Source organism: Nocardia sp. NBC_01009 (assembly GCF_045208035.1).
Taxonomy (GTDB): domain Bacteria; phylum Actinomycetota; class Actinomycetes; order Mycobacteriales; family Mycobacteriaceae; genus Nocardia.
In genome coordinates, this window is sequence record NZ_CP108695.1 from 900,721 (window position 1) to 918,367 (window position 17,647).

General features: G+C 66.0%; 17 protein-coding genes. 11 read left to right on the forward strand and 6 right to left on the reverse strand.

The genetic code is table 11. The annotated features are described in order from the left end of the window. Nucleotides 1–53 precede the first annotated feature (53 nt). The 6 genes from OHA42_RS04120 (at nt 54) to OHA42_RS04145 (ending at nt 5,643) form a co-directional block, all read left to right on the forward strand. Entirely contained in the window at nt 54–665 is a 612-nt protein-coding gene (locus tag OHA42_RS04120; RefSeq protein WP_406234688.1) for a hypothetical protein, read from the forward strand. Between the two features lie 89 nt (nt 666–754). Next, nucleotides 755–1,660, forward strand: a complete 906-nt coding sequence (locus OHA42_RS04125; protein ID WP_406234690.1) for a DMT family transporter — start codon at nt 755–757, stop codon at nt 1,658–1,660. Between the two features lie 79 nt (nt 1,661–1,739). Then, nucleotides 1,740–2,159, forward strand: a complete 420-nt coding sequence (locus OHA42_RS04130; protein ID WP_406234692.1) for a nuclear transport factor 2 family protein — start codon at nt 1,740–1,742, stop codon at nt 2,157–2,159. Between the two features lie 14 nt (nt 2,160–2,173). Then, complete coding sequence (locus OHA42_RS04135) at nt 2,174–2,818, forward strand: class I SAM-dependent methyltransferase (RefSeq protein ID WP_406234694.1); 645 nt, start codon at nt 2,174–2,176, stop codon at nt 2,816–2,818. A 135-nt stretch (nt 2,819–2,953) separates the two neighbouring features. Further along, nucleotides 2,954–4,315, forward strand: a complete 1,362-nt coding sequence (locus OHA42_RS04140; RefSeq protein WP_406234696.1) for a WS/DGAT/MGAT family O-acyltransferase — start codon at nt 2,954–2,956, stop codon at nt 4,313–4,315. Between the two features lie 203 nt (nt 4,316–4,518). Beyond that, the gene (locus OHA42_RS04145) at nt 4,519–5,643 is read left to right on the forward strand and encodes an NAD(P)H-dependent flavin oxidoreductase (RefSeq protein ID WP_406234698.1); all 1,125 of its coding nucleotides are present in this window, start codon (nt 4,519–4,521) and stop codon (nt 5,641–5,643) included. Between the two features lie 17 nt (nt 5,644–5,660). On the opposite strand, the gene OHA42_RS04150 is transcribed toward OHA42_RS04145, so the two are convergent. Next, on the reverse strand, nt 5,661–6,629 hold the full coding sequence (locus tag OHA42_RS04150; RefSeq protein WP_406234699.1) for a DUF5996 family protein: 969 nt from the start codon (nt 6,627–6,629) through the stop codon (nt 5,661–5,663). A 421-nt stretch (nt 6,630–7,050) separates the two neighbouring features. Here OHA42_RS04150 and OHA42_RS04155 point away from each other — a divergent pair, with 421 nt between their 5' ends. Continuing rightward, nucleotides 7,051–7,224 (forward strand): hypothetical protein, encoded by a 174-nt coding sequence (locus tag OHA42_RS04155; protein WP_406234701.1) that lies wholly within the window; start codon nt 7,051–7,053, stop codon nt 7,222–7,224. A 36-nt stretch (nt 7,225–7,260) separates the two neighbouring features. On the opposite strand, the gene OHA42_RS04160 is transcribed toward OHA42_RS04155, so the two are convergent. Next, the gene (locus OHA42_RS04160) at nt 7,261–8,226 is read right to left on the reverse strand and encodes an oxidoreductase (RefSeq protein ID WP_406234703.1); all 966 of its coding nucleotides are present in this window, start codon (nt 8,224–8,226) and stop codon (nt 7,261–7,263) included. A 64-nt stretch (nt 8,227–8,290) separates the two neighbouring features. Next, complete coding sequence (locus OHA42_RS04165; RefSeq protein WP_406234705.1) at nt 8,291–9,076, reverse strand: GntR family transcriptional regulator; 786 nt, start codon at nt 9,074–9,076, stop codon at nt 8,291–8,293. Between the two features lie 108 nt (nt 9,077–9,184). Between OHA42_RS04165 and OHA42_RS04170 the strand changes: the two genes are divergently transcribed. Then, nucleotides 9,185–10,669, forward strand: coding sequence for an ABC1 kinase family protein (locus tag OHA42_RS04170; protein ID WP_406234706.1), 1,485 nt, complete (start codon nt 9,185–9,187; stop codon nt 10,667–10,669). Between the two features lie 166 nt (nt 10,670–10,835). On the opposite strand, the gene OHA42_RS04175 is transcribed toward OHA42_RS04170, so the two are convergent. Continuing rightward, the gene (locus OHA42_RS04175) at nt 10,836–11,435 is read right to left on the reverse strand and encodes a GDSL-type esterase/lipase family protein (RefSeq protein ID WP_406234708.1); all 600 of its coding nucleotides are present in this window, start codon (nt 11,433–11,435) and stop codon (nt 10,836–10,838) included. Nucleotides 11,436–11,524: 89 nt separating this feature from the next. Here OHA42_RS04175 and OHA42_RS04180 point away from each other — a divergent pair, with 89 nt between their 5' ends. Then, nucleotides 11,525–12,316, forward strand: coding sequence for a 2OG-Fe(II) oxygenase (locus OHA42_RS04180; protein ID WP_406234710.1), 792 nt, complete (start codon nt 11,525–11,527; stop codon nt 12,314–12,316). Further along, a complete protein-coding gene (locus OHA42_RS04185; RefSeq protein WP_406234711.1) occupies nt 12,303–13,094 on the forward strand; it encodes an SDR family NAD(P)-dependent oxidoreductase in 792 nt (263 codons plus the stop codon). Before OHA42_RS04180 ends, OHA42_RS04185 begins: the two co-directional genes overlap by 14 nt. Before the next feature lie 15 nt (nt 13,095–13,109). On the opposite strand, the gene OHA42_RS04190 is transcribed toward OHA42_RS04185, so the two are convergent. Both OHA42_RS04190 and OHA42_RS04195 read right to left on the reverse strand, forming a co-directional pair. Continuing rightward, a complete protein-coding gene (locus tag OHA42_RS04190) occupies nt 13,110–13,973 on the reverse strand; it encodes an SDR family oxidoreductase (RefSeq protein WP_406234713.1) in 864 nt (287 codons plus the stop codon). 52 nt (nt 13,974–14,025) lie between these two features. After that, nucleotides 14,026–14,925 carry a polysaccharide deacetylase family protein gene (locus tag OHA42_RS04195; RefSeq protein ID WP_406234715.1) on the reverse strand — a complete coding sequence of 300 codons (900 nt, stop codon included), beginning with the start codon at nt 14,923–14,925 and terminating at the stop codon, nt 14,026–14,028. Between the two features lie 270 nt (nt 14,926–15,195). Here OHA42_RS04195 and OHA42_RS04200 point away from each other — a divergent pair, with 270 nt between their 5' ends. Beyond that, nucleotides 15,196–17,571 (forward strand): YbhN family protein, encoded by a 2,376-nt coding sequence (locus tag OHA42_RS04200; RefSeq protein ID WP_406234717.1) that lies wholly within the window; start codon nt 15,196–15,198, stop codon nt 17,569–17,571. Nucleotides 17,572–17,647 lie beyond the last annotated feature (76 nt).

The following is a 17,647-nucleotide window of genomic DNA, read 5'->3' on the forward strand; positions in this document are numbered from 1 at the left end:
CCGCCTCCTTCGTATCTTTAGTCAGGAACCTTACTACTTTGAATGAGGCGGATATGACCAGGCACGTTGCGCTAGGACTTGCGGCAATCGCCCTGCTGACCGAACTCGGGTGGCTGGCCTGCACCGACGGAACGGTCGGACCGATCACCGCGGCGATCCTGGCGAGCATCGCGGTGTTGACGATCACCGCCGCACGCATCGTCGCCATCAATACCGTGACGCGAATCCTGGTGGGCGCCTTGTTCGCCGGCTCGGTCGCCGACCGGTTCGGATTGTTCGGCACACCGGACGCGCCGGGAGTCTCCTGGGGCAGCTACTCGCGATTCATCGACTACACCCGCACGCTGATGCCCTCGACATTGGACTGGGCCGCGCCGACGGTGGGGACCATCGCGACCGTCCTCGAGGCAGCCATCGCACTCGGACTGCTGCTCGGCATCGCGACGAGCAGCACCGCACGGGCAGCGGCCGCCCTCCTGATCGCGTTCGCCACAGCGATGTGGACATCTGTCGGGTTCGGCGAAATGTCTTCCTACGGCGTCCTTGTCGTCGCCGGCGGCACCGCCGTCCTCGGGACCTGCGACACGGCGGTGCACCTCGATCGACTGTTCCAGCGATCGGCGACCCCCGATGCCGTGGGGTCGGTCGCGGAAAACCCACGCTGAACGGGGTGTCGGATGATGGGATCTTCCGGATAGGCTCCCCGCTGGAACGAAAGTGAGCGGGAGATGTCCGAGCAAGAAGCGGTCGCACGATGACCAGGCGTGGGTGGGTGCTTTTCCTGGCCATGGGCGTCATCTGGGGCGTGCCCTACGCAATGATCCGCGTCGCGGTGCAGGACCTCGATCCGACCGTGGTCGCCTTCGGACGGACGCTGATCGGGGCGACGATTCTGTTGCCGATCGCGTTGTACAGCAAGACTCTTGCACCGGTGTTCCGGCGATGGCGACCGCTGCTGTTGTACACGCTCGTCGAGATCACCGGGCCGTGGTTCTTGATCGGATACGCGGAGACCACGTTGAACAGCTCCACCGTCGGTCTGCTGATCGCCGCCGTGCCGCTGATCGCGGTGGTGATCGTGACGAAGCTGGGCCACGATCGCTTCGACGCCCGGCGCACCATCGGACTCGTCATCGGTTTCGCGGGCGTCGCCGCCCTTGTCGGTCTGGACGTCGACCTCTCACAGCCAGCCGCCATCGGCGCGATCGCGCTGACCACGCTCGGCTATGCGATCGGTCCGATCATCATCAACCGTGCGCTCGCGGATCTGCCGCCGCTCGGCGTGGTCACCGCATCACTGATCCTGGCCGCGGTGATCTACGCGCCGTTCGCCGGCCTGCGCTGGCCCGCCCGCATCACCGCCGACGCCGCATGGTCGGTACTCGGGCTTGCCGTGATCTGCACGGCCGCAGCGTTCCTGGTGTTCTTCGCGCTGATCAGCGAGGTCGGCCCGGCCCGAGCGACCGTGATCACCTACATCAACCCCGCGGTGGCCATCCTGCTCGGCGTGACCCTGCTCGACGAACCACTGACCATCGGAATGGCAATCGGCTTCCCCCTCGTCATTCTCGGATCCGTGCTCGGCACCGCACGCACGCGCACCACACCGGACCAGGATCTGGTGCACGCGGCTCCGGCCGCGCCTTTACCTGAGAAGTAATCGCCAAGGCCGCAGGCCCCGACAAGGATGGCGGTCGGCACCCGTCGCCGGACGTGGTGCGGATCGGAGGACACCTGTCATGACCACTCGCGCCGTAGTAGAGGATTTGCTGGGACGCATCGGGTCCGGCGATCCCGAACGAATTGCCGAGCTGTATGCCGACGGTGCGGACTGGAAGCTGGATTGGCCGCAGGACGAGCACGGGCGCAGCGCGACCCCCTGGATTCGGCACAAATCGACTCGCACCGAGGCCGCCGCGCATTTCCGCGCGATCGCCGAACATCACGTGCCGGAGCAGGCGGACACCCGGATCGAACAGATCCTGATCGACGATTCACACGCGGTGGTACTGGGCGAGATCCGGCAAACCGCCAAAGCGACCGGGCGTGCATACCGCTCGCGGTTCGCGCTGCATCTCACCGTCGAGCACGGCCTCATCACCCGCCATCATGTTTACGAAGACAGTCTCGCGGTTGCAAGGGCTTTCGACTCGCCCTAGGTACTGTGCACAGGGTGTTGGAATCGACAGCCGATACGGCCGCCACCCGGACCGCCTACGACGACATCGCGGAGCTCTACGCGGACTTCGTCAAGGATCAACTCGCAGCGAGTACGTTCGATCGCGCCATGCTCGCGGCGTTCGCGGAACGGGTGCAGGCCACGGGTTCCGGCGTGGTTGCCGATATCGGATGCGGACCCGGCCGGGTGACAGCGCATCTGACCGATCTCGGGTTGGATGTCTTCGGGATCGATCTGTCGCCGGAGATGATCCGGCTGGCGCGGCAGAATTATCCGCAGTTGCAGTTCGACGAGGGATCAATGGAGCAGCTCGCGCTGGGCGCGGGCACCCTCGCGGGCATCGTGGCCTGGTATTCGATCATCCATCTGCCGCCGGAGCGGGTCCCCGAGGTGTTGACCGAGTTTCATCGGGTACTCGCGGTAGAAGGGCACGCGCTGCTGGCATTTCAGGCGTCGGACGCGGCCGATGTGGTGGAACCGTTCGACCACAAGGTGATTCGCGCCTACCGCTGGTCACCGCGACGACTTGCCGGACTACTGCAGGCGGCCGGGTTCGTGACTGTCGCGCAGCTGGTTCGGGAACCGGAGCCCGGTGAGCGTTTCCAGCAGGCTTATCTGCTCGTAGTCAAGGATCGATGATTCGGCGAACGCACACCACTCGGGACGGGTAAGTTCGAGGCGTCGCGCAGGGGATTCATGGCCGCGCGGACCCGTACGACAACGTGGTCGATGCACCGAACACACCGCACTGCTGTCGTCAGGGGGCGACCCACCATGGAACTCATTTCACCGATCGATGCCGTCTTCCTGCTCGCCGAATCGCGTGAGCACCCGATGCATGTCGGCTCCTTGCAATTGTTCGAGGCGCCCGAGGACGCCGGGCCGGATTTCGCGCAGCTGACCTACGAGAAGCTTTCGGCGGACCGGGAATTCCACCCGACCTTCCGTAAGCGCCCCGCGACGTGGCTCGGCGCGCCACAAGTGGGCTGGACCCAGGAAGGCGACGTCGAGCTCGAATACCACCTCCGACGAGCCGCCTTACCGGCCCCGGGGCGATTCGACCAGCTGCTCGACCTGGCTTCCCGCCTGCACAGCACCCTGCTCGACCGCCATCGTCCGCTGTGGGAGATCCATCTCGTGGAGGGCCTCGGCGACGGCCGCTTCGCGATCTATTCCAAGATGCACCACGCGCTGATCGACGGCGTCGCGGCACAGCGCGTGCTGGCGCGGACGCTGACCAACGACCCGAACTCCGCCGAGACCCGGGTGCCGTGGCACCTGCCGCGCTCGACGCGCCCACCCAAGGCCGCCGCTGCCGGGTCCGGGCTGGGCAATGCGGCACGAAATCTGTTGTCGGCGGCCGGTTCTGCGCCCGCCGCAGTGCGGGTTGCCCGTGCCGCACTTGTCGAGCAGCAGTTGACGCTGCCGTTCGATGCGCCGCGCTCGATGTTCAATGTGCCCATCGGTGGCGCCCGCCGGTGTGCGGTCCGATCGTGGCCGCTGGAGCGGGTCAAGCAGGTCAAGAAGGCGACCGGCTCGACCATCAACGACGTCGTGCTCACCATGTCCGCCGGCGCTCTTCGCTCCTACCTGATCGAGCGAAATGCCTTGCCGGACAAGCCGTTGATCGCGATGGTCCCGATGTCGCTGCGGGCCTCCGACGAGGACGAGGACACCAACGGCAACAAGATCGGCGCGATCCTGTGCAACCTGGCCACCGATGTCGAGGACCCGATCGAACGACTCCGGGTGGTGAGCGAGTCGATGCGCCGCAGCAAAGAGGTCTACAACTCGCTGTCGAGCGTCCAGGCCATGGCGCTGTCCGCGGTGCTGCTCAGTCCGCTCGCGCTCACCCTGCTGCCCGGCGTCGTCTCCTGGACCAATCCCCCGTTCAATATCGTCATCTCCAATGTCCCCGGCGCGCGCGAACCGCAGTACTGGAACGGCGCCCGCCTCGATGCCACCTATCCGATGTCGATTCCGATGGACGGCCAGGCGGTGAACATCACCCTCACCACCAATGCCGACAATCTCGACTTCGGCCTGGTCGGCTGCCGCCGCAGTGTGCCGCAGTTGGACCGCCTGCTCGACCACCTGGAGGACGCGCTGACCGGCCTCGAGCAAGCCGCTCGATAACAGGTCTATCCCAGCAAAACTAGAACGTGTTACTGTCGAATTATGGTGCACTCGCCAGTCGACGGGGCCGCTGCCGCGCCATGGCGATACTCGCGGTATGCGGCCCATTCGGCCGGTTCAGGGAATCACCCGCCCTGCCGAACTGGAACACGGCAGAGCAACTATGTAACCCGTTCTAGAGCCACTAGGGAGACCAGCACGCCATGCGTACCGAAATCTGCGATCGGCTGGGGATCGAGTTCCCCATCTTCGCCTTCACCCATTGCCGCGACGTGGCGGCCGCGGTCAGCAATGCCGGCGGGCTCGGCGTGCTCGGCGCGGTGGGCTTCACCGCCGAGGAGCTGGAAGTAGAACTAGCGTGGCTCGATGAGCACGTGAACGGCGTCTACGGCGTCGACCTGGTCATCCCCTCCAAGTACGAGGGCAAGGACATCGACGGGCTGAGCCCCGAGGAGCTGGAAGCCAAACTGGCGGAACTGGTTCCGCAGGGACACCGCGATTTCGCCGAGAAGATCCTTACCGACCACAATGTTCCGCACCTGCCCGACAGCGAGCACCACAATCAGCTGCTCGGCTGGACTGCGACCACGGTGGCGCCGCAGATCGAAGTGATCCTGCGCCACCCCAAGGCCAAGCTGGTCGCCAACGCGCTCGGCACGCCGCCGCCGGACGTCGTGCAGCAGATCCAGGACTCGGGCCGCCTGATCGGCGCGCTGTGCGGCTCGGTGAAGCACGCGCTCAACCACAAGAAGGCCGGTCTGGATTTCGTGGTCTGCCAGGGCACCGAGGGCGGCGGACACTGCGGCGAGATCGCGTCGATGGTGCTGTGGCCGCAGGTCGTGGACGCCATCGGCGATATGCCGATGCTGGCCGCCGGTGGCATCGGCAACGGCCGTCAGGTCGCCGCGGCCATGGCGATGGGCGCAGCGGGCGCGTGGACCGGCTCGCTGTGGCTGACCGTCGAGGAGGCCAATGTGCCGCCCGCGCAGATGCAGACCTACATCGACGCCACCAGCCATGACACCGTGCGCTCGCGGTCGTGGACCGGTAAGCCCTGCCGCATGCTGAAGAACGACTGGACCGAAGCATGGGAGCAGGCCGACAATCCCGACCCGCTGCCCATGCCGCTGCAGATGATGGTGGCGCTGGACGGCGTCAAGCGCGGGCACCGCTACCCCGAGGCCGCCAAGGACGTGAACTTCAACCCGGTCGGCCAGGTGGTCGGCCAGCTGAACAAGGTGGAGCGCTCCGCGGACGTGGTCGGCCGCCTGATCCAGGAGTACGTGGAGGCGTGCGACCGCCTCAACAAACTCAACGACGCGCTCTGACATTCACCGCAGGGCCATCACTCCGGCCATTCCGGCCATGAGTGCTTCGCCTCGAGCACCGGGTCGGTGATGCCGCCCCAGCAGACCAGCTGGGCGGCATCCCATCCGGCAAGCTCGGATCCGGCCGCGTAGACGGACTGGAAGAACTCGAGCGCGGCGCCGACCGGATCCGGGGACAGACGGGCCTTGTCGTAGGGGTAGTACGCGGCGTGCCCCGAACCGGACGGCACCCACAGCGCGCCCGCGGGCAGCCGGCGATCGGTGAGCCCGGCGGGCTCGGGTGCGATGTAGGAATAGAACGTCGGCTCGGGCACCTTGGCGTCGCCGAACCAGAATCCAGCGCTGATGACCTCGCGCGAGTACGCCTCGCGCGTCACCGAGTCGACCGTCGCAGGCATATCGATCTGCCGCTCGGAGAATCGCTGCACCGCGAGATCGAACGTGTGCCAGAACAATTGCACCGGGCTGATCTTGCCGGAATAGGTGGCGCTGAACTCCTCGAGTACCCGCCCGACCTGGCTGTGCACCCGAAATGCCCGCTGCGCCAACTCCGGGTCGTAAGCGGCGTGGTCGGTATCGTCCTCGAACGGGCGCGCCGCGTCGGGCAGATCGAAGGGATGTGGGTGCGGCAGTACGACATCGATACCGAGATCACGCAGACCAGTCATGACGTCGCCGTAAAAGGTGGCGACAGACTGCATCGGCAGATCGATCTCGACCTCGATGCCACGATCGGTCGCTATCCGCAGGACATGATCGAAAAAGTCGAAGGTGCAGGCGAATACCGGTCCGTTGCGGGCAGAACCGAGCGGGACGGTGGTCCAGCCGCGGGCAGTGAGCCGATAGGTCATGTGCCACCAGTGGTTGCGCCGGATGCCCTTGGCAAGTGCAACCTTGCCGACGATCTGGGCGAACCGGTGCAGTGTCTCCTTGGTGGGGCGCCAGGATTCCAACGGTAGGGCGGGTAGCGGCTCGACAGCGTCCATATCGAAACGGTACGACCGATCGAGTGACTACGCCAGAAGATTGCCATTTCTCTCGCCTGTCTCAGATGATCGCCACTGATCTGCCCAAATGCGGCGTACAAAGCGTTGCCATGCAATCGCTGCGGCTTGTTTCGCGGTGCGAGACCGTACGGAGCGACCTGGTTACGCACCCTGCTGGCTGCCAACAATCGCGTCAGTGAGCTCACCCCGTCGGCGCGGGCCCCGGTCAGCTACCGCGCAGTCGGCTGCCACACGCCGGACCGACCCGGATGGTGCCGCCGGTCCGCCACCGACACCAGGCCGGGTCCGTGGTGCAACGGCCTGACTGCTGCGCCTGCTGCACCGATCCCCATACTGGAAGCCGCTCTCCTGCATGCCGGGGTGGCGAGTGCTCGATTGTGAAGATCGTTGAGAGGTCGATATGTCTTTGTGCACCAATCCCGATTGCGCAGGCGTAAGCCATGATTCGCACGTCTGCCCACATCGGGACAGCACAGATGCGCCGCGCGGCAGGAATCTGGCGATACTCGGCGTTCTCGCCCTGATGATCATCACCGCGCTCGTGCTGGCCGCAGGCGCGGTGGCAGAACGGTAAACGCCAACGGCGCTGCGATCGTGCACTAGTGCAGTGTTATTCGACCGTCCCCTGCGCGGCCGAATCCCAGTCGTAGTGCACGCCGGTCAGCTTTTCACTCAGTCGCCACATCCTCCTGGCCGCCGAGCGGCTGTACGCCATCGGGTGTCGCAACGCGCGCCGCGGATACCCCGCGAATTCGAACCCCGGTCCCAGATAGGCGTTTCCGGGCAGATCCGGGACAGTGGCCGCGTACAGCTGCGGCAGCGCACCCATCCGGTCGGACTGGGCGAGTGCGAACAGAACGGCCTGGGGGATGGCAGCAAACATGCCCGCAGCGCCCTTTTCGCCGTTCAGGTCGTAGAGATGGGTTGCCGACAGGCCCGGGTGCGCGGCCACCGCGCGCAACCCGGTGCCCGCGGCGCGGGCCCGGCGATCGAGTTCGGCGGTGAACAGCAGGTTGGCCAGTTTCGACTGGCTATAGGCGGGCCAGCGCAGGTAGAACCACCGCCAGTTCGGGTCCAGCCAGTTGATCAGACCGCCCCAGGCGGCCACCGACGATACGGTCACCACCCGCGGCCGCTCCGCCCGCAGTAGCGCGGGCAGTACGGCGCCGGTGAACGCGAAGTGGCCGAGATGATTGGTGCCGAACTGGGCATCGAAGCCGTCGGCCGTCTGCCCGCGTGGTGTCGCCATCACCCCCGCGTTGTTCACCAGCAGATCCAGCCGCTCGACCGTATCGTCGAGCTGTCGGCCCGCCCGCCGCACCGAGGCGAGATCGGCCAGATCCAGCGGCAGCACTTCGGGTTTCGGCCCGGTGGCCACCGCGGTCACTTCGTCCAACGCCACGGCGGCCTTCTGCTGGTTGCGACAGGCCAGCAGGACTCGGGCGCCCTTGCTCGCCAATGCTTCCGCGGTGCGCAGGCCGAGACCGCTGTTGGCGCCGGTGATCACGACGGTCTTTCCCGACTGGTCGGGGATATCGGCGACGGTCCAGCGGCGCGGGAGAATGGTGTTGTACACCGACATATCAGATGATCAATTCCGGCTCAGACAGTTGACCGGACGGCATCGCCGAGCAGGGGCGTCAAGCCGTCGCCGCGTGCGCGTCGTCCACATGACCGGCGTCCGCCTCCGCGCCGTCGAGCAGTTCCTCGAACTTGGCGGTCACCTTCTCGTGGTACATCCCGAACAGATCCTCGAACAGCGCAAGCTGCGCTTCCGACGGCCCGGAACCGGAGTCCCACACCGCGACCAGCGCCCGCCAGACCAGTACGTGCAGGTCCGCGGCCCCCGCGAAGTAGGCCGCGATCGCCTCGGGCACCTCGAGCACCATCTCGCCGATGGAGTTCAGAATGGCCCGCTGCATGCTCAGCCCGAGCGCCGTCAGCAACTTGCGCACCAGTGCGACCTCGATCGCAAGAATCTGGCGGAAATCCGGAACCTCCAGCCGGGCAAGCGCTTCCAGCCGATCGATATCGGCCTTCAATTCGGCCGGATCGATCTGCTGTTCGCTGCCGGTGTAGGCGAGCAGCGCCTCCATCACGATCCCGCGCTCCACCTCGACGATGTCGCGGAACATTTCGATCGCGGTATCGGGCATCGGGACGGAGAAGCGGAACAAGTGCCGGTACACATCTATGCCGCCCGCCTCCCGGACGTCACGGATGGTGAACCCCTTACCCCGCCGTGCTTCGACGAATCCGTACGACTCCAACCGACCCAGCGTCAGCTGCGCGGTCGCGCGATTCATGTCGAATTCCTCCGCGACCTGACGGACCGAAGGCATCAAATCCCCTGGCTGATATTCCCCCGCGGCAACCCGGCGTGCCAGCTCATCGGCAACGTCGGCGACTACCGTCTGGGATCCCATCGGATGCCACCTTTCGACTCGGTTCCAATACGTCCCAGACAGTCTAAGCCCTCCGCTGCCTGACTGCATCGTGTGTAAGACTGATCTGCGCACAGTGTGAGGTGAGTCATGACCATTCGACAAGACAACGGTCCGCAGGACGGCGAATCCGCCGGTAGGCGCACACGCCTTTTCGCGGCAGGGTCGAATGGCAAACCCCCAGTTCACAAAGCGGTTCGTAGCGCGAAACTCGCGACGCTGCCGGTGGCCTTCGCCGGCAGGCAGGCGGCGGGCGTCGGCAAGCGCGCACTCGGCAGGTCGGCGAGTGACGTGAACCGTGACATCCAGTTGCGCACGGCCCAGCACATTTTCGAGGTGCTGGGCGAGCTGAAAGGCTGCGCCGCCAAACTCGGCCAGCTGCTGGCGATCTACGAGCTGGCCCTGCCGCCGGAGATCGCCGAGCCGTACCGCATCGCATTGAGCAGGTTGCAGGATTCCGCGCCCGCGATGCTGCCGTCGAGCGTGCACACGGCGATGGCGGCGAGCATGGGCGAGAACTGGCGGTGGTATTTCCGGGAATTCGACGACCGGCGTGCGGCTGCCGCATCGCTCGGTCAGGTTCATCACGCAGTGTGGCGCGACGGCAGGCCGGTTGCGGTCAAGGTGATGTATCCCGGCGGCCGGCAGGCGATCGAGAACGATCTGGAGCAGTTGCGCCGAATCTCCACTCTGGCAGGCGTTTTCCTGCCCGGCGCCGATGTCAAGGCGGTTACCGAGGCGATCTGCGCCTGCGTCCGTGCGGAACTCGACTATGCGGCGGAGGCCGAGAATCAGCGGGTGTTCGCCGCGGCGTACGCCGACGATCCGGACATCTACATTCCGCAGGTGATCGAGCAGTGCGGCGATGTGCTCATCACCGAATGGCTCGACGGCACTCCGGTTCCGCGCGTCATCGCCTCCGGCGCGCAGGCCGAGCGCGACCGAATCGGCATGCTGATGGTGCGATTCGTGGCTTCCGGGGCGCTGCGCACCGGCCTGCTCTATGGCGATCCCCATCCGGGAAATTTCCGCGTCCTGCCCGACGGCCGGCTCGGGGTCGTCGATTTCGGAGCCTGCTCGACGTGGCCGCCCGACGGCTTCGAGGAGCTGGCGTCGGACTATTGCCACGCCCTGTTCAACGGCGGCCCGCCGGAGTTGGAGGCGGCGGCCCGACGCCACGGATTCGTCCAGGCCGGCCGCGAATTCGACGTCGAGGCCCTCTATGCCCTTGTCGTGCCGTGCACCGAACCGTTCAAACACTCGACCTATCGAATGACCACACCGTGGCTGCGCAAGCAGGTGCTGCGGGTGACGAATCCCCGTCTGTCCAACAGTGTTCGGCAGACCACCATGCCGCCGTATTTCACGCCGTTCGCGCGTTCGGCGCTCACGTTGATCGGCGTGCTGTGCCAGCTCGGCACCGAGGGACCCTTCCGCGACGAGGTCGGACGCTGGATGCCGGGGTTGCTGGCGGCATTCGTCCCGCCCGCGGCCGACGACGGGCTGCCGGTGGACCTGGCCGCGGTGCGCAGACAGCGGGCCGACACGTCTGTTCCGCGTCGGTCCGTCGGCTGACTCGGGACCTCCCCGGCTCGACCGAAGACCCGATCAGCCACCGCTCACAACGTCTCAGACAGCAGAGTTATCGTCGTCGTACCGCGATGTGGGTCGATTCGCGATACCCGCACACCCGCCCTATGGCCAACCGGCCGACTCGTATCGAGAACGACCGGCGGATCACTCAGCGGGACAACCACTCCCGCCATTGCGGAGCAACCGCCGCGGCCAGCTCGTCGTAGCCTGCCGCCCCGGGGTGCGCGCCGTCGCCCTCCCGGACTTCACGCATCCACACCGGGTTCTCGCGCAGCTGGTGATGGATCCGGACGTACGGGATCCCCTCGGCCGCACAGATTTCCGCGAATCGCTCGTCGAGTGCGGCGGTACGGGCATTGTGTTCGACGTCGTCGATCGGCGGCGGCGCGACCATCAGCACCGGCCAGCCGTGCTCCGCGGCCAGCCGCACGAGCGCACCGAGGTTGGCGACAGACTGGTCCGACGTCACTCTGCACTGCCCGTCCAGCTGCATGGTGTCGTTGACGCCGAAAGACAGCACGATCCTGGCGTCGGTGCCCGCCGGCAGTCGCTGGACGCACTCGGCCAGGAAGCGTGCACGGACATCCGTGGATGTCTGCCGGCGGACGCCCAGGTTGTAGCCGACGATCGGGATCCCGTCGGTGTAGGCCTGCGCGGCGAGACGGCCCACCCACCCCAGGCACCGCGGGTCACCGACCCCGGCGACAAGCGAATCACCGACGAAACACACACGAAGATCACGACTCACGGTGCGATCCTCGCAACGCCCGACCGACCAGCGAGCATCGGGGCACAGGTAGGCAATAAGATCGCGGGTGGTTCATCAGGGAGGGATTGATGTCGACAGGGGAAGCACTGCGCGCTGCGCCGACGGCGCCGCCATGGTTCGTGGAGCTGTTCGCCCACCGGCGCTGGATTCGCCGCGCCGGACCGTTTCCGCATGTGTATGCGCGGGATGTGTTCGTCCCCGAGTTCTTCCAGCGGCTGACCGAGGAATTCCAACGGGTGCTTCGGCAGCAATCGGAGGCGTTCACACAGGTCACCGACGGATACAGCGCGAGCGGGGTGCCGCTGACAACACTGCGCGATGGACCGCTCGCGCTATTCCTTTCGCGGGAGTGGCACGACCTGATCGCCGGGGTCGCCGGCGTCGCAACGACCGGAGACGTGGAGGGGTCGCTGCACCATCACCCGGTAGGCAGTCCCTCGGGGTGGCCGCACAACGACCTGAATCCGGCCTGGTTCCCGGGCCCGGCGCCGGGCCCCGGCGAAATACGGACGCCCGAGGGCACGGTCGACCTGAAGACCGGCGCCCGGGATTCGGCAATCACCGCCCGGGAAACCGTGCGCGCGGTGGCGGTGCTGTTCTACCTCGGCAACCCGGGGTGGACCGTGGGCGACGGCGGGGAGACGGCGTTGTACGAGCACATCGCGGGCAGCAGCCCGGTGCCTGCGCTGACCGTTCCGCCGCTGGACAATTCCATGGTGCTTTTCGAATGCACGCCGCGGTCGTGGCATACCTTCGTCGGCAACAATGCCGCCGCCCGCAACAGCGTGGTGATGTGGCTGCATCGGCCGAAAAGTGATGCCGTGCAACGGTGGGGAGGAGACCGCATTGCGCAGTGGTGATTTCGCACGCGAGGAACGCAGGGTCTGCCTGCTGACCGGCGCCGGCGGCAGGCTCGGTGACGCCTTCTGCCGGGCGGCCTACACCGAGTACGACATCGTCGCGGTGTGCCGCAACCGGATCCCGGCCGCGCCCTCGCAGCACGAATGGTTCGTCGACCCGTTCGCACCGGAAATACCGGTGCCGGAGAATGATTCGCGGATCTTCATGATCCGGGCCGATCTGGCCGAAAAGGGTGAGGTCGAGCGGGTCGTCGACCTCGCGCTTGCCCGGTTCGGGCGCGTCGACCTGCTTGTCAACAATGCGGCCCACATCGGATTGCAGTCCCACGGCATCGTCGATGGCGATGCCACACTGGATGAATTCGAGCCACATTTCGCGGTCAATGTCGGGGTACCGTTGCGATTGTCGGCACGACTGGCGCAGCGGTCCTGGGTGCACGACGGGGACGAGAACCGCAGGCGCAACCGCAATATCGTCAATGTCTCCAGCATCTCGGGATCCGAGGTATTCCCGGGTGGGCAGGCGCTCTACGCGTCCTCCAAAGCCGCTCTCAATCAGCTGACCCGTCACCTCGCCGCAGAGTTCGACGAGTTCGGTGTCCGCGCGAATGCGATCGCGCCCAATGCTTTTCCCTCGATCCTGCCGACCGAGCAGGTCGTGCAATCGATCGTCGAGCTCGACAGGGGCACCATGACCGGCGGCGTGTTCGGGGTCGGCGGCGCGCCCGAGAGCTCGACCGGCGGCAGGCACTCGCGTGCCGGCGACCGGCCGAGCTGAGGCCCGATTCGACTGCTACTCGGTCGAATTCGACGCCAGGCCGGTGATCTGCTCCGACATCGTCCACAGCCGCTGTGCGAAGTCCTGGTCCACCGCCTGCTTGTTGCTCGGCGCTTCTTCTTTGAAGCGATGGAAGTACTTGCCGTTGATCGACTCGGCGTCCGCGACCGTCGCCAAGTGCACCAGGGGATCCGCGCCCTTGTCCGGCCGGATGAAGAAGGGCCGCGACAGCGGAGAACGGATCAGCGCGCCGAGGCCGAGCGGCGCGTTGTCGTACACGTGGGTCGCCACGGCACCGGGATGGAAAGCCGCGGTGACCAGGCCGGTGCCCGCGGTGCGGCGAGCGAGTTCCCTGGTGAAAAGGATGTTCGCGAGCTTCGACGCGGCGTAGGCGCTCATCTGATTGAACGAGCCGGTCGCCGCGTTGACGGTGTCGAGGTTCAGCTTCGCCATCCGGTAGGTCATGCTCGAGGTGTTGATCACTCGGGCCTGTGATTGCCCGAGGCGCTCACGCAGCAGAGCGGTCAGCAGGAACGGTGACAGATGGTTGACCTGGAAGGTCAGCTCGTTGCCGTCGTCGGTGACGGTCCGCTTCGCCCAGGCACCGCCGGCATTGTTGGCGAGTACATCGATGCGTTCGTAGCGGTCGAGCAGTTGCTCGGCAAGCTTGCGCACCTCGTCGAACCTGGCGAAGTCGGCAAGGAACGCTTCCGCGCCGACCCGCTGCGCCACTTCGGCGGTTCGCTCGGGTGAGCGACCGACGACCGCGACGGTGGCGCCGCGCGCCACCAGCTTCGCGGCCGCCTCGGCGCCGATGCCGGAGCTCGCGCCCGTCACCACCACGGTCTTACCTGCTAGATCCTGTTCCTGCCCTGCCATCGCTGCCCTCCGAGCGTCGGGTGCGGCGCCCGGACGAGCGTCCGGCTGCCGTCTAGCCGACCTGATCGTCTTCGGATCTGGCGGATTCGGCAAGACCCGACGCGCCCGAGTAGTGCGCGGCGATCTCATCGCTGGTGGTCAGCCACACCCCGGGATGGTTCACCACGTAGTCGAGCGCCTGGTCCAAGTACTTGCTGCGGAACGCCTGGCCGATGACGAACGGATGCAACGCCAACGCCATCACCCGACCGCTGGTTGCCGAGTCGGCGTAGAGCTGGTCGAGCTGATCGGTGACGATTTGCACGAAATCGGGCCCCGTCGTGCTCTTGCTGACGAACAGATTGATGTCATTGAGTTCTACCGAATACGGCACGTTCACCAAGCCCGGCACCTTGGTCTGATACGGCTGATCGTCATTGGTCCAGTCCAGCGCGTAGCTCAGCCCGAGTTCGGTGAGCAGCTCCGGAGTGCGGAAGGTTTGGGTCAGCGCGGGCCCCATCCAGCCGTGTGGCCTACGGCCCGTTGCCTTTTCGATGGTCTGTACAACCTCGGTCAGGTATGCACGCTCCTCGTCGACCGACATGTCGGCCTGGAAGATCGAATTATTCCTGCCGTGTGCGAGCCATGCCCAATCCCTGGCCAGCCCCGCCGCGATGATCTGCGGATTATGTTCGGCGACATCAGAATTGAGTAGAGCACTGGCGCGGATTCCGTGGCGATCGAGGGTCTCGAGCACCCGCCAGAACCCGACACGCGGCCCATAGTCGCGCCATCCGTAGTTCAGCGGATCGGGTGCCAGCCCGGCCGTCCCGGCGAAGATACTGGTCGAAGGCCGATCGACTTGGTAGTGCTCGACATTCAGGCCGACATAGAAAGCGACGCGCGCATCGCCCGGCCAGTGGATCGGCGCGCGGTCGACGATCGGGCTGTAGTCGAAGAGTTCGTTGTCCATGCATTCATGCTCGATCTTCACACCAATGTGAGATTCAACCCGAAATCCAGTGAGCTGGCCCACACGATGCGGTGACAGCCCCGGACAAGCGCGAAAACCGCAATGGACGGGTGTGTATCGTGCGGCGAGCGCACCAGCCGATCTCGTAAGTACATGGGTAACTTACCGGGTACGCCCAGAACTCAGCCTGTCGTTAACCGCCGGCCCGCAACGGTAGGTTAAGCGCACCCCACGACCGGCAAAAGACGCGGAGAGGCGGACGAGCGGAGCATGCGAGTCGACGGGCGGGATATCCCGGTCACGGGCAGCTTGCTGCAACCGCTGATCCGGCGAACCAGTGACATCGTCCGTGTCGTACTCGCGACACTGTGGGTCGGTGTCGTCGTGGCCGCCTCGGTGATCACCCGACCGGAATGGCTCGCCCTGGAACGTTGGGTGTCGTCGAACATCGTCGGGTTCCTCAACCCCGACCTGTCGAATCTGGTGTACCTGGTCTATGGCATGGCCATCCTGGCACTACCATTCGCGATCCTCATCGAGTTGATCATCGGCAGGCAGTGGAAGCTGTTGGCCGGCTATGCCGCAGCGGGTCTCGTCGCCGGACTGCTGCTATCGATCACCGGCACGGGCCTTTCGGCGCCGAGATGGCACCTACAGGTGTCCGACCGGCTCGATACCTTCCTCTCCCAGTTCCTGGACGACCCGCGCTGGATCGCCATGCTGGCAGCGGTACTCACCGTATCCAGTCCCTGGCTGCCGACCCGGCCGCGGCGCTGGTTGTGGTTCCTGCTGTTGGCCTTCGCGCCGATCCATCTTGTGGTCAGCACCGTCGTGCCCGCACGGGCGATGTTCGGGCTTGCGGTCGGCTGGCTGGTCGGCGCGGTGATCGTGCTTGTCGTCGGTACCCCCGCGTTGGAAGTTCCGCTCGAGGCCGCGGCACGGGTGCTGGCCAAGCGTGGGCACACGGTCACCGCATTCACCGTGGTGCACCCGGCCGGGCAGGGTCCGCTGGTGCTCGCCGCCGCAGTCGAGGGCCCAGAGCGCGAACTGATCGTCGAGATGTATGGCAAAAACCAGCGCAGCTTCGGGGCGTTGCGCCAGCTGTGGCGCTGGCTCACCTTCCGCACCAGCGAATCCGCGGCATTACACGGATCCATGCACCGGGCTGTCGAGCATCGCGCACTGATGTCGATCGCGGCGGGGGACCTCGATTTGTCCTCCGTCACACCGGTGGCTGTGACCGCACTCGACCGCGGCTGGATGCTGTACTCGCACACCGTTCCTCGCGGCACCCCGATTGCCGAACTCTCCGGCGATGTCCTCGCGTCGGTGTGGAATTCGCTCCTCGCGCTGCATCGCGGCCAGATCTCGCACGGCAGCCTACAGCCCGCCGAGATCCGCATCGACAACGACAGCGCGCTGTTCAGTGGATTCGCCAACGCCGAGTTCGGCGCCTCGGAGAAACAGCGGCAGTCCGATGTCGCGCAACTGCTGGTATCGACGACCGCGATCTTCGGCAGGGAACCCGCGGTGCGGGCCGCCATCGATACCCTCGGCGAACACGAGGTTGTGACCGCGGCCAGCCGACTGACCAAGTCCGCCATGCCATCCGGGATCAAGAAGTCGGTACCGGACTGGAAGGAGGCCATGTCCTCGGCGCGCGATGAGGTGCGCAAGCAGACCGGGCACGACAAGATCGAGGCCGAGCAGATCACCCGGTTCAGCCGCAACCAGATCATCCAGCTCGCGCTGCTGATCGCGCTGGTGTACGTCGCCTACCCGTTCATCAGTGCGGTACCCACGTTCTTCACGCAGCTGACTACGGCCAATTGGTGGTGGGCACTGCTCGGGTTGGCCACCTCGACCCTGACCTACCTCGGCGCTGCGGGGGCCCTGTGGGCGTGTGCCTCCCGGCTGGTCAGCTTCCGCAACCTGGTGATCATGCAGATTGCCAACACCTTTGCCGCGACGACAACGCCCGCCAGGGTGGGTGGCCTCGCGCTGAGCGTGCGGTTCCTGCAGAAGGGCGGACTCGGCGCGGTACGTGCCACCGCCGCGGTCGCGTTGCAGCAGGCGGTGCAGGTGATCACCCACATCAGCCTGCTGACCGTCTTCAGTATCGCGGCAGGAACCTCGGCGAACCTCTCCCATTTCGTGCCGAGTGCCACGGTGCTGTATCTGATCGCCGGCGTCGCTATCGGCATCGCGGGCACCTTCGCGTTCGTGCCGAAACTGCGTCACTGGCTCAATACTTCGGCGCGCCCGCAAGTAATCGAGGTGCTCGACGAACTCGCTGCCCTGGCTCGCGACCCGAAGCGGTTCTCGGTGATCATTCTCGGCTCCGCCGCGATCACGCTCGGTCAAGCGGGAGCGCTGTGGGCCAGCGTCGAGGCCTTCGGCGGCGGCGCCAGCTTCGTGGCCGTCACCATCGTGACGATGATCGGCGGCACGCTCGCCTCGGCCGCGCCGACCCCCGGTGGCGTCGGCGCGGTGGAGGCGGCGCTGATCGTCGGCCTCCAGGCATTCGGCCTGCCCGCGAGCATCGCGGTTCCCTCCGTGCTGCTCTACCGCGTCCTGACCTGCTGGCTTCCGGTGTTCTGCGGCTGGCCTACCATGCGCTGGCTGGCCGCGAAAGACATGATCTGAAGCATGGACCTGCACTGCCAAAAGATGGCAGTCGGTGGACAGCTTCCGGCGAAGCTAGCCCAGCCCGATCAGCGTA